The organism is Hyphobacterium vulgare, assembly GCF_042643335.1.
Classification (GTDB): domain Bacteria; phylum Pseudomonadota; class Alphaproteobacteria; order Caulobacterales; family Maricaulaceae; genus Hyphobacterium; species Hyphobacterium vulgare.
The window spans coordinates 137,272-159,801 of the sequence record NZ_JBHRSV010000028.1 but is presented as its reverse complement, the minus strand read 5'-3'; the positions used below and the strand labels follow the sequence as shown (position 1 = coordinate 159,801).

The following is a 22,530-nucleotide window of genomic DNA, read 5'->3' as shown; positions in this document are numbered from 1 at the left end:
CTCCCATATTGCTGATGGCCGCCGCGCCGGACGTACCGGATCGCTGTTCGCAATGGGCGGGCTTGGAACGGGTCATGCCGGAAAATAGTATCATTTGCAACTAAATTGTCCGCTCGACGGCGGCCCCCTCAGCGCGCTAGGCCAGCATCATGAAACCGATCTTCACCCCGCCCCCGCTTCGTCTGCTGCCCGTTGAAAACATCGAGGACGGCTTTCCCGCCGGCCGCGTGTTCTGCGTCGGGCGGAACTATTCCGACCATGTGAAGGAGATGGGCGGCGATCCGGACCGGTCGCAACCGGTCTTCTTCATGAAGCCGGCAACGGCGCTGGTGACGCGCGGCAATGACGTGCCCTACCCGGTGCTGACGCAGGATCTGCATCACGAGGTCGAACTGGTGCTGGCGCTGAAGTCAGGCGGGGCGAATGTACCGGTGTCTGAAGCGCACACGCTGATCTATGGCGCGGCGGTGGGGGTCGACCTGACACGGCGCGACATCCAGGCGGCGGCCAAGAAATCCGGCGGCCCGTGGGAGGCCGCCAAGGCGTTCGACGCCTCGGCGCCGATCGGCACGATCCGCCCCGGCATGCCGCCGGCGGAAGGCCGGATCACGCTGTCGGTCAATGGCGAGGAAAGGCAGGCTGCCGACCTGAAGGAGATGACGCGCGGCTTTGACGAATTGCTGGCCGAGCTGTCGACCCTGTTCACCCTGCAGCCGGGCGATCTCGTCTTCACCGGAACCCCGGCCGGGGTCGCGGCGCTTCAGCCGGGAGACCGGGTGGAGGCCCGCGCGGCCGATCTGCCGGAACTGGCCTTCACGGTAACGGAGCGAACACGATGAGCCTGACGCTTTACGGATACTGGCGGTCGAGCGCGAGCTACCGCCTGCGCATCGCGCTCAATCTCAAAAGCGTGGCATACGACCAGAAGCCGGTCGATCTGAAGGAAGGCGAACAGCGCCGCCCGGAGCATCGCGACATTCACCCGCAGGGCTTCGTGCCGGCGCTCGCCGACGATCAGGGCGTGCTGATCCAGTCGCCGGCGATCCTGGAATGGATCGAGGAGACCTGGCCGGAGCCGGCTCTGCTGCCGTCTGACCTGCGGGAACGCGCCCGGGTGCGTGCTTATGCCGCCGTGGTCGGCTGCGACATTCACCCGATCCAGAATCTCTCCGTGCTGCAGCATGTGAAAAGCGAATACGGGCAGGACGCCGAAGGCGTTCAGGCCTGGGCGCGGCACTGGATTACGCGCGGTCTGACCGCTCTGGAAGCCATGGCACAGGCCGATGACCGGGGCGGGCCCTATCTGTGGGGGGCGTCACCGACGCTGGCGGACATCTACCTGGTGCCGCAGCTCTACAATGCCCGCCGCTTCGGCGTGGACGTCGAAGCCTTCCCGGCCCTGTCGAAGGCCGACGAAGCCGCCCGGGCGCACCCGGCTTTTGTGACTGCCGCGCCCGAATCCCAACCTGACGCACCGGAGGACGGGCACTAGGCCCGTCCTCCTGCAGCGTTAGCCTCTCTGGATCACGCAGGAATCGGCGGCGGCGCGCCACCGGCCGATTTGCGCAAGGGCTGGAGCTTCCAATAGGTCAGAGAGCGCCAGACCCATTCCATCGGGCCGAAGCGGAAGACCGACAGCCACAACGTCGAGAAGATCAGCTGGAACACCCAGACCGCGGCGACGATCTGGAACTGGCCGACCCGTTCGACCTCACCGATCATGCCAAGTCCTGGCGGACCGACGAAGATGAAGGTCGCGACCAGGGTGTGGGTCAGATAATTGGTGAAGGCCATCCGCCCGACCGCCGCGAAGGGATGCAGCACGAAGCGGAGCATGGCGCCCAGCTTGCACAGCAGCATCACCACCGCCGCGTACCCGAAGGCGACGAAGAGCGAACCGACATAGTTCAGCGTTTCGCCGACCCAGAACTGGTCGAGCGCGAAATCCGTCTCGAGTAGGTGCGTGGCCCCATACCAGCAGATCGGCAGGCCAATTCCGAGGGAAACCACCGCAGCGATCAGGTACTGGATGAACGACCAGCGCAGCGTGAAGAAGCCCCATTTGAACAGCGCCATGCCGACGAACATCACGCCGGCCAGTCGCCCGGCGAAGAAGGTCAGCTGCGCGATTTCCGCCGAGAAGGTCAGGGTCGCGTTCTCGCCGAGCCGGTCCGCAAAGCCCGCCTGATAGGTCGCGACGAGTTCGGCGACGCGTTCCGGGCCCGGGCGCATGGATTCGAGTGCATCGGGAGGCATCATCGGAAATAGGGCGAAGGCGAGTGCCATCAGCCCACCGGTCAAGGCGATGAAGATGACACCCATGATGGTCAGACCGACCGGATTCATCCGGCGCGCCAGAACGACCAGCATGCCCATCACGGCATAGGGAACGAGAATGTCCCCGGCCCAGAAAACCCAGGCGTGGACAAGGCCGATAATCAGAAGCCAGAACATGCGGCGGTAATGGACGCCGATGTTTGCTTGCTTATCCTCCCCCAGCATCAGCAGAATTCCCGCACCGAACAGCGCGGAGAAGATCGTGATGAACTTCATGTTGAAGAAGACGTGGCTGTAGAACCAGACGTCCCGGTTGGCCCCGGTGAAGTCCATATGGACCTGCGGGAACTGGTAGGCGGCGAACACCATGGCGAAGGCCTGGATGTTCATCATAAAAATGCCCAGCACGGCGACGCCGCGAATGGCATCGATGCTGAAATGACGGTCGAGTTTGGGTTGAGCCATCTGTCCCTCCTGCTCCCCCGAAGGCATATCCGAAATCGTATCCCTTGAAAGCGCAGCTTACGAAGATTTCATCGCCAATCACCCGGAATTGACTTGAGACCTGTCCCGCCCGGGTGCATGACCGCAACCGGACGTTTTCGAGGGATGTTCGCCATGGGCTGGCTCATTGCCCTGATCGAGATCATAGCAGCTGCCGCGCTTGGCCTATTCGGCGTGCGCATCGATACCGTCGATGCCTGCCTCGACGTGCCGGCCGAAACCCGCACTGTCGAGTATGTCGAGAACGCCGGGGCCTTGCTCTGGGAGCAAGCCGCTTACTCTCCCGAGCTTCCTGAGACCTGCCTCACCGGCGATGAGCCGCCGCTGCCGGAAGCCGAGCCGGTTTTCCTCATCGAAATCTGATCCGGGCGGTATATCCCCGCCTCGATTCGCCGTATCCTGATTGAAAGACCGGGTGCGCACGTACGCGCCGGGGGGTGAATTTCAGGATGGTGTGGACCGACGCATGGCGGACAAAGCGGCCGAACGCGAAACAACCGACTCGCTGAAGAAATTCGACGAGGCGACTCCGGGCCGCGCGCCGGTGCGTCACTCGCCCCAGGCTTCGGCTCTGGACGACACGCCCGCCGTACGCCTGCCGCAACGCGGCTGGATGGCCTGGCTGGGCATTGTCGGCGCGCTGGTCTGGTTCGGCGGCGCAGCGGCCTACATCATCGGCTATGCGGGCATCGACTTTACAGGTGATTTCTTTGCCACCTATTCGCCGGCTCAGCTGGTCGGCCTGTCTGTCTTCGCCGTTGCGCCCGCCCTCTTCATCCTGATCACCGGCTTTCTTGCCAGCGAACTGGCGCGCATGGCGGACCGCACGCGCGGTGTCGACATGGCCGTGCGGCGTCTCGCGGCACCGGTCGAAACCGCCCACCGCGATGTCAGCCATCTGGCCGGCGCCATCACGGCCGAGGTCGAGCGGATAAACAGCGCGCTTGAAAGTGCACTGGCCCGCCTGGCGGCGATGGAGGAAGTCATCTCCCATCACGCCGATGCGCTGGAACAGTCCGCCGGCAGCGCACGCGAGCGCGCCGAAGCTCTGCTGGAAGGCTTGCGCGGCGAACGCACCCGGCTGTCGGAAGTCTCGGATTCGCTCGACGACAAGGCCGCGCTGATCGCTGCGGCGATCGCGGACCAGTCAAAGATGGTCGCCGCCGCGGCCGAACTGGCCGAGCACCAGGCGAACGCCAGCGAGCGGAAGCTTCGCGAGGGCGCGGACCGGCTCGCCGGGGCGGGCACCGCCGTCGCCGAACAGGCCGAGCGCGCGGCCAACTCGATGTCGACGCAGGGCGACCGGCTCACCGAATTGCGCGACTCGCTGCGTGAACGCACCGAAACGCTCGATGCCGCCTATGTGAAGCACCAGAGCCGCCTGAAGGAGGCGAGCGAGGCGCTGCGCAAGGAACAGGAAAAGATCGCCGCCGCGCTCGACTTCCACCGCGCCGAGCTCGACGTCATGGCCAGGACCGCCCGCGAGGGTGCCGATGCCCTGAACTCCGCCGCGCACAAGGGCGCGGACAGTTTCAAGAAGACGGTCGACGAAGCGCTGGCCAATGCGCGCGAACTGGCGTCGGCGGTCCGGCGGGAAACCGACTCCGCGAGCAGGTCGCATCGGGAAGCCCTCGAAACGCTGCAGGCCGCAGCCGACAAGGCGCGAAGCGCATCGGAAGACGCGACTGCCGCGTTCGAAGCGCAGAGCCGCCTGATCGCGGAGCGCGTGGAACAGGTCAACGAAACCGCGTTCAATGCGGCCAGAAAGTCCGACGAGACCTTCCAGGCGCGCATCGCGGAAGCCGAAAAGCTGACCGCGCGCGCAGCGCTGGCCGCCGACGAAGCGGCCGACGCTGTCCGCCGCCGCATGGAAACCGTGCTCGACGCTGCGAAGAAGGAAAGCACCGCGATCGAACGCGAAATCGAGGCGCTCGGCGACCGCCTGTCCAGCCTGCCAGAAACTGCGCGTGTCCGCGCGCGTGAAACCGTTGATGTGCTGCGCCAGGGGCTGGAAGGCCTCAATGCCGCGGCCTTGACTGCTGCCGAGGAGGCACAGGAAATCGACGCCGCCTTCCAGGCCCGGATCCGCCAGAATTACGAACTTCTCAGCGACTTCATGCTGAAAATGGGCTCGGTCGCCGGCGGACGGCGTGCGCTCGATCTGCCGTCGAACGAGGTCCCCGACCCGCTCAGCCGGCGCAAGCGGGAACCGAAGGACGCTCCGTCTGCCGACGACAGCGCGGTTTCCGAAGCGGACACTGGCGACGAAACGGCCCAGCGCCGCGACCATGTGGGCTTCCCGGAGCGCGGCCGGGCGGCGAGCGATCCAGGTTGGCGCTGGAAGGACCTGCTGGCAACGATGGCACCCGAAGAGGACGAAACGGACGCGCCGGCTCCGCGCAAACCGGGACGCCGCGGCGAGGACTAGTCCTCGTCCTCGACCGGCGGATGTTCGCGAACCTGGCGTGTTGCCCAGGACGAGATGTCACCCGCCGTTTCCTGCGCCGCCGCATCGAAGGCCGCCACGATGTCGCCGACGGTATTCGTGCGGGCCAGCGCCTGCGCGCCAACGGCCTGGACGCCAAGCAGGCTTCGGTCCGATAGCCGGACCATCCGGACCCGCATTTGGATGATGACGGTGGGGGGCAAATCCGGCCCGTCGCGATAAACCGCTTCGAACGAGCGCACTTCCGTGTGCAGCTCGTATTCGGCATTGACCCCGTCTTCGGGTCGCGAAGCGATCAGGTCCGGCTCGTAGGCGTCGATCGCGCTGATCACGAGATCCTGTACCAGGCGCGGCGTGGTCGAAATCCACTTCGCCCCGTTGATGAAGGCCAGCTCTCCGTGCTGCAGCGAGATGGCGATCTCGTCGCTGGCGATGCCGCGCGGCGCGAGCGGAAGGTCCACGCGGACGACCTGGCGGTTCATCGCGCTTCCACCCGAGGGTTCGGGGGTCGACAGCCGGTAGATGCTGGCCGGTGTGGTTTCCGGCAGCAGGCTGACACAGCCCGCCAGGAATAGCGCCGCCCCGGCGGCCGCCAGACGTTTCACGAAAGTCATCGGGGCACCTCCACAGTGCGGCGCGGTTCACCGGCGACGAAGCCGCCGGGATCGTCTTCAAGTTCGATGGCGATACGGTCGAGCGTGGCGATCAGCCGGCGCAGATCGCCAGCCGCCAACGTCAGTTCGTCGATGCCGTCATCGGCGAATTCCTCAAGCGAGGGCCGCAATTCCTCAAGGATGTCATTCAGCTGCTGCGCAGCGAGTTGCATGTCGGCGAAAGCCTGGTTGGTCTGGTTCGTCGCCGTTGTCAGATCGCCCTGAACATAGGCGCCGGTTTCCTCGGCGAATTGCTGCATCGCTAGGGCTGCGGCCGATACGTCCCGGCCGGTCTGTTCCAGCGTGGCGACCGCACCGCGCAGGTCGCCGAGCGTCTCGTCATCATTCGCCAGGGTTTCCGAAAGTCGCTCGATGTTCTCGAGCGTGTTGCGCAGCGAGTCGAGATTGTCCTCGCTCAGGAGGTCGGCAACGCGAATGAGTGCGGTCTGCGCCGAGGAGAGCACGTCCTCGGACGACTGGAACAGCGTGTCGAGCTGGGTCTGGACCGCGAAGATGCGCGGCGGTGTCTGGCGCGGCGGGCTGTAGAGACGCGCGGCATCGGGCGAGCCGCCCGAAAGCTGAATATAGGCCAGGCCCGTCAAACCCTGGGGTTCAAGCTGGGCGGTGGAATCCACCCGCACGGGCGTTTCGGCAAGCACCTGGATGCGTGCGATCACGCGGTTCGGATTCTGCGGATCGAGACCGAGGCGGGTGACCTCGCCGACCTGGATGCCGTTGAACCGCACTTCGCTGGCCTCGCGCAGGCCACGGACCGGCCAGTCGAACACCACGTCGTACTGCGAATATTCCCGCCCGCCCGAATAGTTCGAGAGCCAGAGGATGAAGAACCCGCCGGCCGCGACGAGGAACATCGCGAAAAAGCCGACCAGGACGTGATGGGCCTTGGTTTCCATGGCTTATCCTTCCCGGGCCATCGTGGCCGCTCGCCCCCGCGGACCGCGAAAATATTCGCGGATCCACGGATGTTCATTCTGCAAGAGTTCGTCGATCGGGGCCACCGCCACGCACCTTTTCTCGGCAAGCACGGCAACGCGGTCGCAGATCGCGAACAGGGTATCGAGGTCGTGGGTGACGATGAAAACGGTCAGGCCGAGCGCATCGCGCAGTTCGCGGATGAGCGAGTCGAATGCCGCCGCGCCGATCGGGTCGAGACCCGCTGTCGGCTCGTCGAGGAAGAGCACGTCCGGATCGAGCGCCAAAGCGCGCGCCAGTCCGGCGCGCTTCTTCATCCCGCCGGACAGTTCGGCCGGAAACTTCGCAGGCGCTTCGGGGCCGAGGCCGGTCAGCGCAATCTTCATGTCGGCCAGTTCCGCCATCAGCGCGCGCGGCAGATCGGTGTGCTCGCGCATCGGCGCCATGACGTTTTCGCGCACGGTCAGGGCCGAGAACAGCGCACCGCCCTGGAACAGGACGCCCCAGTGGCTCTCAAGGCGCGCGCGTTCGCGGTCGGCCATCTTCCCGAGCGCGCGGCCATTGTAGAAAATCTCACCGGCATCGGGTCGTTTGAGGCCGATCATCGTGTTCATCAGGACCGACTTGCCGGTGCCCGAGCCGCCGACAAGTCCCATGATCTCGCCGCGACGAACTTCGAGATTCAACCCGTCATGCACGACATGCGTGCCGAAGGCGGTCTTCAGGCCCCGGACCTCGATGAGCGGGGTCGATGCCGCGCTCATATGCCGAGCTCCAGATACATCATGGCGAAGAGCGCATCGACGATGATGACCATGAAGATGGACTGGACCACGGACGCGGTGACGTGCCGGCCGAGGGATTCCACATCGCCGCCGACATCGAGGCCCTGCTTGCAGCCGATGATGGCGATGATCGCTCCGAACACCGGTGCCTTGGACATGCCGACCCAGAAATTCTGGATCGGGACGGCGTCATGGATCCGGGTGACGAAGAATTGCGGCGAGATGTCGAGCGCGCTCCAGCAGACGAGGAGGCCGCCGACGATGCCGGCGATCATCGCCGCGAAGGTCAGAAGCGGCGCCATGATCACGCAGGCGACAATCCGCGGGATCACCAGAGCCTCGTAGGGGTCGATACCCAGCACCCGCATGGCATCGATTTCCTGCTGCATCTTCATCGACCCGATGGCGGCGGTGAAGGCAGAGTCCGAACGGCCGGCCAGCATGATGGCGGTGATCAGCACGCCGAATTCGCGCAGCACCGCGATGCCGACGAGCTCGACGGTGAAAACCGACGCGCCGAAGGTCTCGAGCAGGTTCGCGCCCATATAGGCGACGACCGCTCCGATGAAGAAGGACAGGACCGCGATGATCGGCAGGGCATTCACCCCGGCCACCTCCATCACCGCGAAGATCGGCGTCATCCGGAACCGCCAGGGCCGCGCGCTGGTCGAAGCGAAGGAGATGATGGCATGACCGAAGAAGGCGAAGGTCGCGATCATTTCCTTCCAGGCCGATTCCAGTCCCGCCCCGATCCGTGCCGCGGCCTGGATGAAGCCATAGCGCCGGTCCTCGACTTCCGGCTCGCAGGTGATCGCCTTGTCCAGGACGAGCCTGATCAGCCGGCGCGCGGTCGCGTGATCGCCTCGGAAATGCTGTTCGGTCGTGGCATCCCGCGCCCGGTGGATCGGGCGCGCAAGCAGGTAGGCACCCGCCGTATCGATGCGTTCGATGCCGGACAGGTCGATCGTGACCCGGCCCGGATCGATGTCATGGTCGATGCGCGCAATCTCGGATGCGAAACGGGCGATCGTATCGACGATCCAGTCGCCGGTCGGCACGAGTACGACGCGGCCGCCCTCCTCCTCGATCGTCAGACCTGCCGCGGCATCACTCATTCAGCGTCCCCTCCACCGACAGTCTTAGTTGATTCAACCGCCGTTTGGGAATTCAGGTTCCGCCACAGCAAGGCGGCAAAAAGGCCGCCAAGCGCAGCCGGGACCGCCATGGCGGCATATCCCCCGGCACCGTAGCGTTCATACAACAGTCCGGAGACCACGGTCGCACCGGCCAGAATCACCCCGCCCGACAGGGCGGAATTGATCGCCTGGGCGCTGGCGGCATAGCGATCCGGTACGCGTTCGGCGCAATAGCGAATGAAACCGATATAGGTGGCGGTGAAGGTGAAGGCGTGTGTGGTCTGGAACAGGAAGAGCACCCAGACCGGCGGCGACATCGCAAAAACCAGCCAGCGGATCACCGATACGGCGGCACCGGCCGCGATCAGCGCTGCGGGTGACCAGTTGCGGAAGACTCGGCCGTTCACGAACAGGAAGACGATTTCGGCGATGACGGCCCATCCCCAAAGCAGGCCGACAACGCTGGTCGGGATGCCTTCGGCGCGCCAGGCGAGAGTCGAGAAGCTGTATTGAAAGCCGTGCGCCCCCTGCACCAGGGCAACCGCCAGAGTGGCGAAGACGAAGCCGGGCGTGAGCAATTCCCCGACATTCCATTTCAGGCCGGATGACGGCTGGTGCGACCGCATCGTCACCGCCGGCAGGACCTGAAGCGAGAGAATCGCCATTGTCGACCCGGCGACGATCCAGATCAGCGCGGCCTCGCCGCCAAAGCGGGCGACCAGCGCACCGGCTCCGATATTCGCCACGACGAATGCGCCCGACCCGAAAGCCCGCGCAGGGCCGAATCCGAACCCGCTGCGCATGGCGGCGCGGATGGTGACAGCATCAAGTAACGGTATCTGCGCTCCGTTGAGCGCCGAACCGAGCGCGGCGATCACTATGGTCAGCACGGCAGGCCATCCGGGAAACAGCAGGACGAAGGCGGCCAGTGCGGCGAAGGCGAAAATCGTCAGAAGCCGCTTCTTGTGGTCCGACCGGTCGAGAATGCCCGCCCCGAGCGGGGACAGGATGCTGCGCCCGATCATGCCGCCGGCAATCGCCACGCCAATCGCTTCGGGCGACAGGCCGCGTTCCTCGAGCAGGACGGGCAGGTAGGGCAGGACCGCGCCGAAAGCGAGATAGAAGACGCTGTAGTGCAGCGCGTAGCGGGAAAAGGCTGCGGCGGGCGCGGGCGAGGACATGCAGCCGCATAGCCTGACTTGGCGCCCCCGGAAAGGCGGGGCGTGAGATACAAGTCATGCGCGCTTGGCCCGGAAGGCGGTGCAGGCTAGCTTCGCGCGCCTTTCTGGATTTTCGCAGTGCAGCAGACGGCCGGAGCTCGATGAAAGATATTGCTGGCGATGCCCTGGAGCTCGCGCCGGATCCGGCAGTGCAGCGTCCGTTGCGCGTCCTCGTTTCCGGATATCGCTCGCACCCCCATGTCGGCGGCCAGGGGGTCTATCTGAGCGCCCTGGCGAGGGCGCTGCACCGCGCCGGACATTCGGTCACGGTGGTTTCCGGCCCCCCCTATCCGGAGCTTGAAGACGGGATCGCCCGCGTCGAACTTCCGGCGCTAGACCTCTTCTCGGCGAAGAATGCGCTGCTGGCGTTCAAGCCGTCCTTTCTGGGCAATTGGCCCGATTTCGCCGAATGGGCGTGTCATAATACGGCGGCCTTCGGCGAGCCCTATGCCTTTGCCTGCCGGCTGGAGGCCTGGCTCAGGGGCCGCGAAGACCAGTTCGACGTGATCCATGACAACCAGACTCTGGCGACACCTTTCCTGCGGATCGCGCAGCGTGTTCCGGTGGTGGCGACGATCCACCACCCGATCGCCATCGACCGCGAATTTGCGGTGCAATCGGCGCCGAAGCGGATCGATCGCTGGCTCACGAAGCGATGGTATGATTTCGTCGAGATGCAAGGCAGGACCGCGCGCCGCCTGCCGGCTCTGCTGGCCGTTTCGCAGGCAGCGCGCGACAGCCATGTCGCGCATTACGGCGTCGACCCGATGCGTACCGACGTCGCGTTCAACGGCATCGATCACACGGTCTTCCATCCCGATCCGGCCATCGAGCGCGTTCCCGGACTGATCGCCGCGACAGCAAGCGCCGACGTGCCGATCAAGGGGCTGGACGTGCTGGCCACCGCCTTTGCGGCGCTGGCGCGCGACAATTCCGGCCTGAAACTCGAACTGATCGGCCAGCTGCGAGACGGCCGGGCGAAGCAGATTCTGACCGAGGCCGGGCTGATGAGCCGGGTGTCCTGCCGTCACGGCGTGGCGCGAGAAGAGATCGCCGCGCTCTACCGGCGCGCAAACCTCGTCGTCTGCCCGGCCCGCTTCGAAGGCTTCGGCTTCCCCGCTGCCGAGGCGATGGCGTGCGGCGCACCCGTCGTGGCGAGCGATGGCGGCGCGCTGCCCGAAGTGGTCGGCGAGGCCGGCGCGATCGTACCCGCCGGCGATGCCGGAGCGCTGACAGCCGCAATCGCGGCGGTCCTGGACAATCCGGTCCGCGCGCGACGGATGAGCGAACTGGGCGCGGCGCGGGCGCGGCGCGAATTCGACTGGGACCGGCATGCCGCCGCCGCAGAGGCACTGTACCAACGGGTGCTGGCGCCATGCTGACCATGCGCCCCGCACTGCTTGATCTCCGTCCCGGCGACCGGGTGCTCGATCTCGGCTGCGGACGCGGCCGGCATACCTACGCCTTCTACTGGTCGGACACGCCGCTGAAGGTAACGGGACTCGACCTCTCCGAGGCGGAAGTGAAGGCGACCGCCCATGGCTTCTTCGACCTGCCACCGCCTTCGCCCTCGCCGCTGCGCAGTGCGACGCTGACGGCCGGCGATGCGGCGAAGCTGCCCTTCAGGGACGGCGCGTTCGATGCGGTGGTGTGCAGTGAAGTGCTGGAGCATGTCTCCGATCCGGACGCCGTGCTGGACGAGATTGTCCGCATCACGCGCCCGGGCGGGCGGGTGGCACTGTCGGTGCCGCGCTATTGGCCCGAGAAGATCTGCTGGACCCTGTCGGCCGATTACCACAATACGCCGGGCGGGCATGTCCGCATCTTCCGGGAGGAGGCGCTGCGCGGATCAGCCCGGAGAGCGGGTCTTCGCTTCTTTGCGCGGCACTGGGCCCATGCGCTGCACAGCCCGTACTGGTGGTTGCAGTGCGCTCTCTGGCACCGGAAGGATCGCAGCCGGGCCGTGGCCGCCTACCGCCGTTTCCTGGAATGGGATCTGATGAAGCGCCCATGGCTGACGCGCGGCCTGGAGACGGCGCTCAACCCGGTTCTGGGCAAGAGCCTCGTCGTCTATTTTCATCGGCCGGCGCAATGAGTGCCCTGACCGACATCGGCGCCGGTGCGGCGCATATCCGCAACTTCCAGAAGCCGGACGGGTCCATTCCCTGGCTCAAGGCCGGCATATGGGATCCGTGGAATCACGGCGAATGCGTCATGGCGCTGGCGGTGGCCGGCGACGAGATTTCGACCCTGCGAGGCCTGGATTATCTCGCCACCCGGCAAGAAGGCGATGGTGGCTGGACGGGCGAACTGGGCGCCGGCGTGCCGCTCGACGCGGACAACAAGCACCTGATACCGGACCAGCCGGCGACGGCGCGCGACACGAATTTCGCCGGCTATGCCGCCGTGACCGTCTTGCGCAGCCTGCTCGCGCTCGACGATGCGCGCCTGATCGAACGCTATGGAGCGATGGTGAAGCGCGCGATGGGTTTCATCCTGTCCTGCCAGACCAGCCAGGGCGACATTGTCTGGCGCGCGCCCGATGCCGGCGAACTGCGCGAGAATGTCGACTCCCTGCGGGCGGGAAATGCCTGTCTCTACAAGAGCCTCGAATGCGCGATCCGGCTGGGGGAACTGGCTGGCTGGAAGACCGGAGACTGGCGCGCGGCGCGCGCGCGACTGGGCGATGCCCTGCATGACAAGGACTGGCGCTTCGATCGCGAGGGCATCGATCGGCGTCGCTATGCCATGGACTGGTACTATCCGGTCCTGGCAGGCGTTTCGTCGTTGCAGGACGGCAAGCGGCGGCTCAAGGCCGGCTGGTCGCGCTTCGTGGTCGACGGGCTGGGATGCCGCTGCGTGGCGGACGAGCCGTGGGTCACGGCGGCGGAAACCGCGGAGCTTGCGCTGGCCTGCGCCGCCGCGGGATGGACGAAGCGGGCGCGCCGCCTGATCGCCGACCTGAAGCCGCTCGCCGCGGATGGCGGGGGCTACTGGATGGGGTGGCAGTTCGCCGAGGAGGTGATCTGGCCGCAGGAACAGCCCGCCTGGACGACGGCCGCAGTCATGCTCGCGGCGGACGCCATCGACAGTCTGACACCAGGATCTGATCTGCTCATCACGCCGCTTCCGGATGATCCGGTCAGACGGCGCGGCGGAGAAATTCCAGCGTTCTGACCCTCTTAACCGGTGTGAACAGGCCGCTGTCGCGAGCCTGGCACCAGATCTCGTAAGGCGGGCGTCCACCATCGGCGGGGTCGGGGAAGACATCGTGGATGGCGAGGAGGCCGCCCGGCGCGATGCGGTGCGCCCAGCCGTCGTAATCGGCCTGGGCCGCGGGCATCGAATGTCCGCCGTCGATAAACACCATGCCGGGGGCGCCGCCCCACCATTTCGCAACGCTTGCCGAGGCACCGATCACCGGAATGACGCAGTCCTCCAGACCCGCGCGGTGCAGGGTCCGGCGGAGTTCCGGCAAGGTATCGACGGCATCGGCTTCGGCGTCGAACAGGTCCGGGTCATGATAACCCTCGCCCTTCTGGTGTTCTTCCGAGCCGCGATGATGATCGATGGTGAAGAGGACCGTGCCCGCGTCGCGGGCCGCGGGCCCGAGATAGAGCGCGGACTTGCCGCAATAGCTGCCGATTTCAACGATGGCGCCGAGACGGCCCGCTTCGCGCGCGGCGGCGGCCAAGGCTTCGCCTTCCTCGGGATCGAGGAAGCCCTTCACGGTATTGGGATCGATCATGTTCGGATCAGCTGACAGCGCCCGAACGCACCGCTCGGCGGCGATCGGCAATCGCGTCGGCGCTTTCGCCAAGACGGTCGAACTCCGTACGGAGCTGACTGTAGCGGGCGCGCAGGGCCATGACCTGATCGGTCTCGATCCGGCCTTCCGCTTCCGACATGGCCTGGTCGAAGAAGTCGAGCGCGCGGGATACAGAGGCGATCGCGTCCTCGGTGGCGGTCAGGTCACCGGCCAAGGCGGCGGTGTCGGCCGCGCCGCCCTCGCCGATGGCGCGCGCGTTCACCGCGACGGTTCCGGCCATCCCGGCCGCTGTCGCCAGATCGGTATCAAGCGCGGTGAAGATCGCGCTGCTGTCAGAATTGTCTGACGCAATGCGAGCCAGATAGGTCTCCGACGGCGTCGGCGCATCGGTGTCGGAGCGGCCGTTCAACAACATGTTGGCCAGCTGACCGAAGGATCCGCCGGTGTTCGCGGACCAGCCGGCTTCCTGAAAATGCGTAACCAGTTGGCGGGATGATGTCCGCAGGTCGGACTGGCCTTGCGTCAGCGCGACAGCGTCGGCGGTCGATGCTGTCTGCGGCGTGGACACGCACGCGGTCAGCGCCAAGGCGGCACAGAGTCCGACAACTCGAAAAATACCGTTACCCGTCACGATCAATGCACTTGCCCCACCCTCAGCGAAAACACGATACTCTCTCCCGACTTCTGGCGCTAGCCGCGATTGGTCGCGGTACGGGGGAATGCATGGACCAGGCCAGACGGGGCGTCAGGCGGCCGCTGTATCCGGCTGTGACCCCCTATTCAACCCGGCAACTGCCGGTTGGTGACGGTCACTCGCTCCATGTCGAGGAATGCGGACGGGCCGACGGGCTTCCGATCGTCATTCTGCATGGCGGCCCCGGCGGCGGCGCCTCTCCGGTTCTGCGGCGGTTCGCCGATCCGAAACACTACCGGGCGGTTCTGTTCGACCAACGCGGGTGCGGACGTTCGGTTCCCCATGCAGCGCTTCACGCCAACACCACGCAGGACCTCGTCGATGACATGGAGCGCATCCGTGAAGCGCTCGGCATCGATCGTTGGGTGGTGCTGGGCGGGTCCTGGGGCACGACGCTGGCCCTGGCCTATGCGCGAACCCACCCCGATCGGGTCCTTGGCCTGATCCTGCGCGGCGTCTTCCTGTGCACGCAGGCCGAACTCGACTGGTTCTACCGCGACGGCACGAATGCGCTATTCCCGGAACAGTGGGAGGCGCTGGTGACCCGGCTGCTTCCGTCCGAGCGGGACGACATTGTCAGTGCCTACCACGAACGCCTTCAGGCCGGCACGCGCGATGCCCGCGCCGAGGACGCGCGGGCCTGGGCCCGGTACGAGTCCGCGCTGGTGAGCCTGTTGCCCACTTCGCCGCCCGAACCGCGCGATCCGCTCAGAGACGATGCGATCGCCCGGCTGGAAACGCATTACTTCGTCAACAAGGGTTTCTTCGCCGAAGACGGCGAACTGCTTCGTGACGTGCCGCGCTTCGCCCATATCCCGGGCGTCATCATCCAGGGGCGCTATGACGTGATCACGCCCGCGCGGACCGGCTGGTCACTGGCGCGGGCGTGGGGATCGAAAGCCAAGTTCGAGGTGATCGGCGACGCCGGCCATTCGACCGGCGAACCGGGTGTCGCCGACGCGATCATTCGCGCCGCCGACACCTTTGCCCGCCAGTTTTCCTAGCCGCCGAAGATCATCTCGCTGAGACCCCAGCCAAAGCGGTCCGACAGGCCCAGGGCGAGGATGACCACCAGCGCCACCGGTGCAAGGAAGCGCGTCGAGAAGCGGAAGAAGCCGAACAGCAGGGGCGAGGCGTGGGACAGCTCCGCCTTGGCCAGCTTCCGGTCGACCACCCAGCCCATGAAGACCGCCATCAGCAGACCGGCCAGCGGCAGGGCGATGGAGCCGGACAGGAAGTCCAGCAGGTCGAAGAAGCCCATCGAGAAGGCGACACCCGCGCCGACCAGCCAGATGAAGCCGCCCATCGTCCAGGCAATGGTCGACTTGTGGAAGGAGGAGTTCTCCTCAACCCAGGCCACGACCGCCTGCAGCAGCGAAATCGACGACGTCAGGGCCGCGATCAGCGCGAGGGCGAAAAAGACCGTACCGACGATATTGCCGCCCGGCATGGCCGCGAACGCCGCGGGAAGCGCCTGGAAGAAGAGCGCCGGACCCGCATTCGGTTCGATGTTCGTGAAGGCGAACACAAAGGGGAAGATCGCCAGACCGGCGATCATCGCCACACCGGTATCGGCGGCCGAAATGATCCCGGCGGACTGACCGATATTCGCGTCGCGGTCGAGATAGGAGCCGTAAGTGATCATGATCGCCGAACCGAGACCGATCGAGAAGAAGGCCTGTCCCACCGCCGCGAGGAAGGTCGCGCCGCTGACTTCGGAGAAGTCGACCGCAAACAGATAGTTGACCGCGGCGCCGAAATTCCCGGCATAGGCCGCGTATCCGACCATGCCGACCAGCATGATGAAGAAGAGCGGCATCAGGATCGAGGCTGCTCGCTCGATACCGCTGGTAACCCCCTGGGCCACGACCAGAATGGTCAGAACCATGAAGGCGGTATGCCAGCCGAGCACCTGATAGCTGTCTGCCGTGAAGGTGCCGAAGGCGGCCGCGACGGCTTCGGGAGCCTGGCCGAGCAGTTCGCCGTCCGCCATTTTCAGGATGTAGGCGGTGACCCAGCCGGCCACCACGGAATAGAAGCAGAGGACCAGAATGCCGCCGATCAGGCCGATCACACCGGTTATCGTCCACAGCTTGGAGGATCCGTTGTCGGCGGCCACCTTGGCGACCGAGCCGATCGCCGACTTCTGGCCGTAGCGGCCGACCGCGAGTTCGGCCATCAGGACCGGGAAGCCGATCAGCGCCACGCAGACGAGGTAGATCAGGATGAAGGCGGCGCCGCCATTCTCGCCTGCCGTGTAGGGAAAGCGCCAGAAATTACCGAGGCCGACGGACGAACCGATCGCAGCCATCAAGAATCCGAAACGCGACGACCAGTGCGCGTGAGCCGCAGCCATACTCTGTCTCCCCTGACTTTATGGCGCGAGTGACCGCGCCCCTCCGTTGGGGCCGGACCCTTCCCTATCCGCCGATTTTGGTCAAGCGGGGTGACACAAACGTGTCAGTCCGCTGCTATCCGAACAGGCCCGCACCCTTCGGCAGTTCGACATTGCGGTGCACGTGGGCGCCGAGGATCAGACCGAAACCGAAGAGGACGGTGAGCATCACGGTGCCGCCGTAGGAAATCAGCGGCAGGGGCACTCCGACGACCGGCAGCATGCCCATGACCATGCCGGTATTGATGATGACGTAGAGCGCGAACGTCGTTGCGACGCCCATGACCGTCATCTTCAGATAGGTCGACTTGCAGGACGTCGCGATCGCCACCGCGTTGGCGAGAACGATGAGGTAGAGCGCCAGGATGGCAATGCCCCCAACGAAGCCGAACTCCTCGCCGAGCATGGTGAAGATGAAGTCGGTCTGCTTTTCGGGCAGGTAGTTGAGATGCGATTGCGTGCCCTGGAGAAAGCCCTTGCCGGTGAACCCGCCGGAACCCAGTGCGATCTTGGACTGCAGAATCTGGTAGCCCGCGCCCATCGGGTCTTCTTCAGGGTTGAGGAAGGTGAATATCCGTTCGCGCTGATAGTCCTGAAGCCCGTATCTGAGGGCGAGCGGAATGGCGATGGCCGCGGCGACGACCGCGGCACCGATGATCCGCCAGTTGAGACCCGAGAGGAAAATCAACACTGCCCCCGTCGCGACCACCAGCAAGGCGGTCCCGAGGTCGGGCTGGTGAAGGATGAGAACGGCCGGCATTCCGATGAGCGCCAGCGGAACGAGCACGCCGGTCGGTCCCGAGACCTTTTCCCGCGGCAGGTCGTGATAGAAGCGCGCCAACGCCATCACCACCGCGACTTTCATCACTTCGGAGGGCTGGACGCGGATCGGCCCCAGTTCCAGCCAACGCTGCGACCCCTGGATGGTCAGGCCGAAAAACTCCACGCCGAGAAGCAGGGCCAGCGCGCCGAGATAGGCCGGATAGGACATCGCCATCCAGAAGCGCGGCGGGATCAGCGCGACGACCAGCATCATCGCCAGCCCGACCGCGAAACGGGTCGCATGGCGGGTCGCCCAGGGGTCCCAGGCGCCGTCCGCGACCGAATAGAGCATGCCGATACCGGCCGCGCCGAGCAGGCAAAGCAGGAGGACGAGTGCCCAGTTGATCTCGTAGAGCTTGCCCTGGAAAGTGCGCGGAACGGTGTCGCGGAAGACGGCCATCGATCAGCCCTCCCGCGTCGCGCTGGTGCGCGCGGCAAAGGGGCCCGCGCGCGACGGGTCGTTCTCGATCATGTAGCGCAGAATGTCGCGCGCCGGCCGGGCTGCCGCACGCGACCCTCCGCCGCCGTGTTCGACCACGGTCGCCACGGCGTAGCGCGGGCGGTCGGCAGGGGCGTAACAGACGAACATGCCGTGATCGCGCAGACGCCAGGGGAGATCATCCTGCGAACGCACACCGGCAGCGCGCTCCGCCTCGGTGATGCGGAACACCTGTGCCGATCCGGTCTTGCCGGCCATCTCGACGCCGTCGACGCCCAGCCCGCCCAGCGTGTAGTAGGAAGTGCCGCCCGGTTCATGAACCACGGCGCGCAGACCGTCATGGATCAGTTCGAGATGATCCGGTTCAATCCCGATCATGGGCGCGAGCGGCGCCCTTTCGTCGCGGTAGAGCCGCGGTGTGACTGCGCGGCCCGATGCCAGACGCGCCGTCATGACCGCGAGGTGCAGCGGCGAGGCGAGCAGGAAGCCCTGCCCGATGGCGGTGATCAGGGTTTCCCCGAGGCTCCAACCCTGGCCATAGCGGGCGCGCTTCCATTGTTCGTTCGGAACCAGGCCGTCGCGCACGCCGGCGATACCGATGTCCGGAGCCGGACCAAGACCGAAGCGCAGGGCCATGTCATGGATGCGGTCGATCCCGAGCCGTTGTGCCATTTCGTAGAAATAGACGTCGCAGGACGTTTTCACGGCCTCGCGCAGATTGACCCGGCCGTGTCCGCCCCGGCGCCAGCAATGAAATTCCCGGTCCCCGACCCGGATACTGCCGGTGCAGGTCACGGTCTCGGTCGGATTGACCAGATCGGCTTCGAGTGCGGCCAGGCCGGTCACGGCCTTGAAGGTCGATGCCGGCGGATAGGTGCCCTGAAGTGCCTTGTTGAACAGCGGCCGGCGCTCATCGTTCTGCAGCGCCTGGAAGGCGGTATGCGAAATGCCGGTGACGAACAGGTTGGGGTCGAAGCCCGGCGTCGACACCAGGGCCAGCAGATCGCCGGTTTCGACATCCATCGCGACCGCAGCCGCGCTTTCGCCGGTCAGGCGGTCGTAGGCGAAGCTCTGGACACCCGCGTCGAGCGTGAGGCGCAAGTCTTCGCCCGGTGTCTGCGGCACTGACTGATCGGGCAACTCGCGAATGACGCGGCCGAACGCGTTGACTTCGACCTTGAGCGAGCCGGCCTGTCCACGCAGCGTATCCTCACGCGCGGCCTCGACACCCGCCCGGCCGATGCGGAATCCCGGGTGCCGCAGAAGCGGATCGTTCCCGGCATCTTCTTCCGTAGGGGGCTGGACGTAACCGATGACGTGCGAAAAGGCGGGGCCGGACGGGTAATGCCGGATTTCTGCAACATTCGGGATGACGCCTGCGAGATCGGGCGCGCGCAGATTGACCGCCGAGAAAGCGCCCCAGTCGAGATCTTCCAGCGCGGTGACCGGGCGGAAGCCCGGCGCGCGGCGTGCCGAGGTCAGAATGCGATCACGTTCCCGGTCGCTGATCGGGACGAGTTCACCCAGACGGTCCAGCGTGGCCTCGAGATCGCCTGCCTGTTCCGGAACGATCAGGACACGGTAACTGTCGCGGTTCTCCGCGATCGGCTCGCCGAACCGGTCGAGGATGCGACCGCGCGAGGGCGGGACAAGCAGGAAGTTGAACTGATTGTCGTCCGACATCAGGCGGTAGCGTTCCGCCTGAAGGATCTGCAGCGTGTAGAGGCGTGCTGCGAGCGCTCCGAACACGGCAACACCGCCCGCAGACAGGAGCAGTGTGCGCCGCGTGAATTTCAGTTCCTGTTCCTGACGGTCGTGGCGCATGGGATCAGCTGAACGCCCCGCGCGACTGCCGCTTGCGTACGGAGAGGAGCGCGATAAGCGGGAACATCAGGATCGAAGCCGCAGCCTCGATCGCCATGGGCTGGACCGGTGCCGGATGACCGTTCGCCAGGCTCCCTGCCAGCCAGGCAAATATCACGGCAATGGCGGCCGTCGCGACAAAGCGGAACCACAGCGGGCCCATCTCGCGCGTCGTCGCATCCTCCTTGCGCACCCGCATGATCGTGAGGGCGAGCAGATAGGACAACGCCCAGATTCCCATCGCCCCTCCGGTCAACAGGTCCTGCAGCAGGCCAACGACGAAGATCACGATGGGGGGAATGAAATAGGGCCGGATCGTTGACCAGATGAAGAGTGTGATCAGCGGCAGAAGCGGCATCAGATCGGTCGAGCGCGTCAGGCGCGCCGGAGTCGCATAGACCAGCAAGGCAAGCAGCAAGGTGATCGCGCACCAGATCGCAAGCCCGTACGGCGGACGGCGTTCGATCGGGGCCCTCATTCGCCGTCCTCCGTGATCGCGATCGTCCCGGCCGGTTCCTCGCCGGCCTCGGAAGCGGAATTCGGTGCCGCTGCGTTTTCAGGCAAGGCCATGACGCCGGTCACGGCCGGCTCTTCTTCCGGGGTCGGCAGGCGGTCATAGGGCAGCACCCAGACAAAATCGACCGGCGCATTGTCCGAAAACAGGCGAACGCGCCAGCGTCCGTTCCGGTCGAGCGCCGCAGTACCGACAGGCAGGCCGCGGGGCAGGATTCCGTCATCGCCGGACGTGACGATGCGATCGCCCTCCTGCAGGTCGGCATCGCGGCCGAGATATTCGAGACGCGGGAAATTCGTATTGTCGCCGGTCAGAACTGCGCGGGCGTTCGAGCGGTCGGCCATGACGGGCACACGGCTGTTCAGGTCGGTCAGCAGAAGCACGCGCGACGAGCGCTCTCCCACTTCGACAACGTGACCGACAAGTCCATAGACATTGAGCACGGGATCGCCCTCACTCACGCCGCGCCCGGCTCCGGCACCAACGAGGCGGGATCGCACGAAAGGCCCCGTCGGATCGGCCAGGACCCAGGCCCCGATCCGCTCCTGCTCGCTGGCCGGCGTCAGATTCAGTGCCTCGCGATAGATGTCGCGTTCGTCGCGCAGGCGCAGCGCCAGGTCGCGCCAGTAGCGGGTTTCGGTGAGCTGTTCGCGAAGCTCCGCATTCTCGACCGCAAGTTCGCGCTGGCGCTGCCAGTATGGCCCGATATTGCCCATGCCGCGCAGGGGCCGTGCGGTGAGGTCAAGCAGCGGCGCAGCCATGTCACTCACGGCCGCCCGAAACGAAACCAGGAAGCCCGGTCGCGCATCGGGACGGTCGAAGGCGATCAGCAATGCCGCAATGATGAACAGCGTCAGGGTCAGCGTTCGCGAGAAGCGTACGCCGTCATCCTGCTCCCGCCGTCCCGGCCGTCGTAGCGCCAAGGGGAAGGTCTCCCGCCTCGCGGCGCGTCAACTCACACCGCTTCTGAAAGTATGGGCCGCCAAAGTTTAAGGTTTTCAACCGCCTTGCCGCATCCAAGGACGACGCAATACAGCGGTTCGTCGGCAATCGACACCGGCAGCCCGGTCCGCTCGCGCAGTTCGGAATCGAGGTTGCGCAGCAGCGCTCCGCCGCCCGTCAGGACGATCCCCTTGTCGACGATGTCAGCGGCGAGTTCCGGCGGCGTGGCCTCCAGCGCGTGCTTTACCGCCTCGACGATCTGTTCGACCGGCTCGGACAACGCGTCGGCAATCATCGCCTCGGTCACCGTGATTTCGCGCGGAACGCCGTTCATCAGGTCGCGGCCCTTGATCTCGAGAGTCAGGCCTTCGCCCTTGGTCGGCGGCATGGCGCTGCCGATTTCCTTCTTGATCCGTTCGGCGCTGGTCTCGCCGATGAGAAGGTTCGCCGAGCGGCGGATGTAGTTGATGATGGCTTCGTCCATCTTGTCGCCGCCGACGCGGACCGAACGCGAATAGACGATGCCCGACAGTGACATCACGGCCACCTCGGTGGTGCCGCCGCCGATGTCGACGATCATCGAGCCCGTCGGTTCGTCGATCGGCAGGCCCGCGCCCACCGCCGCGGCCATCGGCTCGTCGATCAGATAGACGCGGCGGGCGCCGGCTTCCTGCGCCGATTCATGGATCGCTCGGCGCTCGACCGCCGTGGCACCCGACGGCACGCAGATGACGACCTGAGGCGACACGAAGGACTGGCGGTTATGCACCTTGCGGATGAAGTGCTTGATCATCTCCGACGCGACATCGAAATCGGCGATCACGCCGTCGCGCATGGGACGGATTGCCTCGACATTGCCCGGCGTCTTGCCCAGCATCATCTTCGCTTCCGCGCCCACGGCCTGAACGTGCTTGCGTCCCTTGTCGATCTTGAACGCGACCACGGAAGGCTCATTGAGCACGATCCCGCGGCCCTTCACGAAGACCAGGGTGTTGGCCGTTCCGAGGTCGATGGCAATGTCAGCTGAAAGGAGACCGAAAAGGCTGGAGAACATGGGATTCGCGCACAATCCTGGCGCCTAGGGGGAGAGCGCCGCTGCGTTAGACAGAGATGTCCTTGTGCGATGGAGCGCCCGCGA

The 22,530-nt window shown here is 65.8% G+C and carries 22 protein-coding genes; 8 read left to right on the top strand and 14 right to left on the bottom strand.

What is annotated here, in order from left to right; genetic code table 11:
• The first annotated feature begins 149 nt into the window (after positions 1–149).
• On the top strand, positions 150–839 hold the full coding sequence (locus ACFOOR_RS13150; protein WP_343163048.1) for a fumarylacetoacetate hydrolase family protein: 690 nt from the start codon (positions 150–152) through the stop codon (positions 837–839).
• Positions 836–1,492, top strand: coding sequence for a maleylacetoacetate isomerase (maiA, locus tag ACFOOR_RS13145; RefSeq protein WP_343163047.1), 657 nt, complete (start codon positions 836–838; stop codon positions 1,490–1,492). Before ACFOOR_RS13150 ends, maiA begins: the two co-directional genes overlap by 4 nt.
• Positions 1,493–1,524: 32 nt before the next feature.
• Here maiA and ACFOOR_RS13140 read toward each other — a convergent pair whose 3' ends face one another.
• Positions 1,525–2,742: a DUF418 domain-containing protein gene (locus ACFOOR_RS13140; protein WP_343163046.1), complete on the bottom strand. Its 1,218-nt coding sequence runs from the start codon at positions 2,740–2,742 to the stop codon at positions 1,525–1,527.
• 153 nt (positions 2,743–2,895) lie between these two features.
• On the opposite strand from ACFOOR_RS13140, the gene ACFOOR_RS13135 reads away from it, so the two are divergent.
• The gene (locus ACFOOR_RS13135; RefSeq protein WP_343163045.1) at positions 2,896–3,144 is read left to right on the top strand and encodes a hypothetical protein; all 249 of its coding nucleotides are present in this window, start codon (positions 2,896–2,898) and stop codon (positions 3,142–3,144) included.
• 103 nt (positions 3,145–3,247) lie between these two features.
• Positions 3,248–5,209: a hypothetical protein gene (locus ACFOOR_RS13130; protein WP_343163044.1), complete on the top strand. Its 1,962-nt coding sequence runs from the start codon at positions 3,248–3,250 to the stop codon at positions 5,207–5,209.
• Here the strand turns inward: ACFOOR_RS13130 and ACFOOR_RS13125 are convergent.
• The 5 genes from ACFOOR_RS13125 to ACFOOR_RS13105 are packed head-to-tail and all read right to left on the bottom strand — an operon-like array spanning position 5,206 to position 9,915.
• Positions 5,206–5,841 carry an ABC-type transport auxiliary lipoprotein family protein gene (locus ACFOOR_RS13125; protein ID WP_343163043.1) on the bottom strand — a complete coding sequence of 212 codons (636 nt, stop codon included), beginning with the start codon at positions 5,839–5,841 and terminating at the stop codon, positions 5,206–5,208. The genes ACFOOR_RS13130 and ACFOOR_RS13125 overlap by 4 nt on opposite strands.
• Positions 5,838–6,794 (bottom strand): MlaD family protein, encoded by a 957-nt coding sequence (locus ACFOOR_RS13120; protein WP_343163042.1) that lies wholly within the window; start codon positions 6,792–6,794, stop codon positions 5,838–5,840. The genes ACFOOR_RS13125 and ACFOOR_RS13120 overlap by 4 nt, the downstream gene beginning before the upstream one ends.
• A 3-nt stretch (positions 6,795–6,797) precedes the next feature.
• Entirely contained in the window at positions 6,798–7,577 is a 780-nt protein-coding gene (locus ACFOOR_RS13115; RefSeq protein ID WP_343163041.1) for an ABC transporter ATP-binding protein, read from the bottom strand.
• Positions 7,574–8,713, bottom strand: a complete 1,140-nt coding sequence (locus ACFOOR_RS13110; RefSeq protein ID WP_343163040.1) for an ABC transporter permease — start codon at positions 8,711–8,713, stop codon at positions 7,574–7,576. The genes ACFOOR_RS13115 and ACFOOR_RS13110 overlap by 4 nt, the downstream gene beginning before the upstream one ends.
• A complete protein-coding gene (locus ACFOOR_RS13105; RefSeq protein WP_343163039.1) occupies positions 8,710–9,915 on the bottom strand; it encodes an MFS transporter in 1,206 nt (401 codons plus the stop codon). The genes ACFOOR_RS13110 and ACFOOR_RS13105 overlap by 4 nt, the downstream gene beginning before the upstream one ends.
• Before the next feature lie 140 nt (positions 9,916–10,055).
• On the opposite strand from ACFOOR_RS13105, the gene ACFOOR_RS13100 reads away from it, so the two are divergent.
• Genes ACFOOR_RS13100 through ACFOOR_RS13090 form a run of 3 tightly spaced genes read left to right on the top strand, consistent with a single transcriptional unit; the run spans position 10,056 to position 13,131 of the window.
• Entirely contained in the window at positions 10,056–11,336 is a 1,281-nt protein-coding gene (locus ACFOOR_RS13100; protein ID WP_343163038.1) for a glycosyltransferase family 4 protein, read from the top strand.
• Positions 11,330–12,049: a class I SAM-dependent methyltransferase gene (locus ACFOOR_RS13095; RefSeq protein WP_343163037.1), complete on the top strand. Its 720-nt coding sequence runs from the start codon at positions 11,330–11,332 to the stop codon at positions 12,047–12,049. Before ACFOOR_RS13100 ends, ACFOOR_RS13095 begins: the two co-directional genes overlap by 7 nt.
• The gene (locus tag ACFOOR_RS13090; protein WP_343163036.1) at positions 12,046–13,131 is read left to right on the top strand and encodes a hypothetical protein; all 1,086 of its coding nucleotides are present in this window, start codon (positions 12,046–12,048) and stop codon (positions 13,129–13,131) included. Before ACFOOR_RS13095 ends, ACFOOR_RS13090 begins: the two co-directional genes overlap by 4 nt.
• Here ACFOOR_RS13090 and ACFOOR_RS13085 read toward each other — a convergent pair.
• Both ACFOOR_RS13085 and ACFOOR_RS13080 read right to left on the bottom strand, forming a co-directional pair.
• The gene (locus ACFOOR_RS13085) at positions 13,097–13,702 is read right to left on the bottom strand and encodes a class I SAM-dependent methyltransferase (RefSeq protein WP_343163368.1); all 606 of its coding nucleotides are present in this window, start codon (positions 13,700–13,702) and stop codon (positions 13,097–13,099) included. The two genes, ACFOOR_RS13090 and ACFOOR_RS13085, sit on opposite strands and share 35 nt — an antisense overlap.
• Before the next feature lie 7 nt (positions 13,703–13,709).
• Positions 13,710–14,309, bottom strand: a complete 600-nt coding sequence (locus ACFOOR_RS13080; protein ID WP_343163035.1) for a hypothetical protein — start codon at positions 14,307–14,309, stop codon at positions 13,710–13,712.
• Positions 14,310–14,446: 137 nt separating this feature from the next.
• Between ACFOOR_RS13080 and pip the strand changes: the two genes are divergently transcribed.
• On the top strand, positions 14,447–15,421 hold the full coding sequence (gene pip, locus ACFOOR_RS13075; protein WP_343163034.1) for a prolyl aminopeptidase: 975 nt from the start codon (positions 14,447–14,449) through the stop codon (positions 15,419–15,421).
• On the opposite strand, the gene ACFOOR_RS13070 is transcribed toward pip, so the two are convergent.
• The 6 genes from ACFOOR_RS13070 to ACFOOR_RS13045 all read right to left on the bottom strand — a co-directional run bounded on the left by ACFOOR_RS13070 (position 15,418) and on the right by ACFOOR_RS13045 (position 22,446).
• The gene (locus tag ACFOOR_RS13070) at positions 15,418–16,773 is read right to left on the bottom strand and encodes a sodium-dependent transporter (RefSeq protein ID WP_343163033.1); all 1,356 of its coding nucleotides are present in this window, start codon (positions 16,771–16,773) and stop codon (positions 15,418–15,420) included. The genes pip and ACFOOR_RS13070 overlap by 4 nt on opposite strands.
• A 115-nt stretch (positions 16,774–16,888) precedes the next feature.
• Positions 16,889–18,034, bottom strand: coding sequence for a rod shape-determining protein RodA (rodA, locus tag ACFOOR_RS13065; protein WP_343163032.1), 1,146 nt, complete (start codon positions 18,032–18,034; stop codon positions 16,889–16,891).
• A gap of 3 nt (positions 18,035–18,037) precedes the next feature.
• Complete coding sequence (gene mrdA, locus ACFOOR_RS13060; protein ID WP_343163031.1) at positions 18,038–19,897, bottom strand: penicillin-binding protein 2; 1,860 nt, start codon at positions 19,895–19,897, stop codon at positions 18,038–18,040.
• A gap of 4 nt (positions 19,898–19,901) precedes the next feature.
• Positions 19,902–20,414, bottom strand: coding sequence for a rod shape-determining protein MreD (gene mreD / locus ACFOOR_RS13055; RefSeq protein ID WP_343163030.1), 513 nt, complete (start codon positions 20,412–20,414; stop codon positions 19,902–19,904).
• Positions 20,411–21,373 (bottom strand): rod shape-determining protein MreC, encoded by a 963-nt coding sequence (gene mreC, locus ACFOOR_RS13050; RefSeq protein WP_343163029.1) that lies wholly within the window; start codon positions 21,371–21,373, stop codon positions 20,411–20,413. Before mreC ends, mreD begins: the two co-directional genes overlap by 4 nt.
• Positions 21,374–21,405: 32 nt before the next feature.
• Positions 21,406–22,446 carry a rod shape-determining protein gene (locus ACFOOR_RS13045; RefSeq protein ID WP_343163028.1) on the bottom strand — a complete coding sequence of 347 codons (1,041 nt, stop codon included), beginning with the start codon at positions 22,444–22,446 and terminating at the stop codon, positions 21,406–21,408.
• Positions 22,447–22,530: the final 84 nt, after the last annotated feature.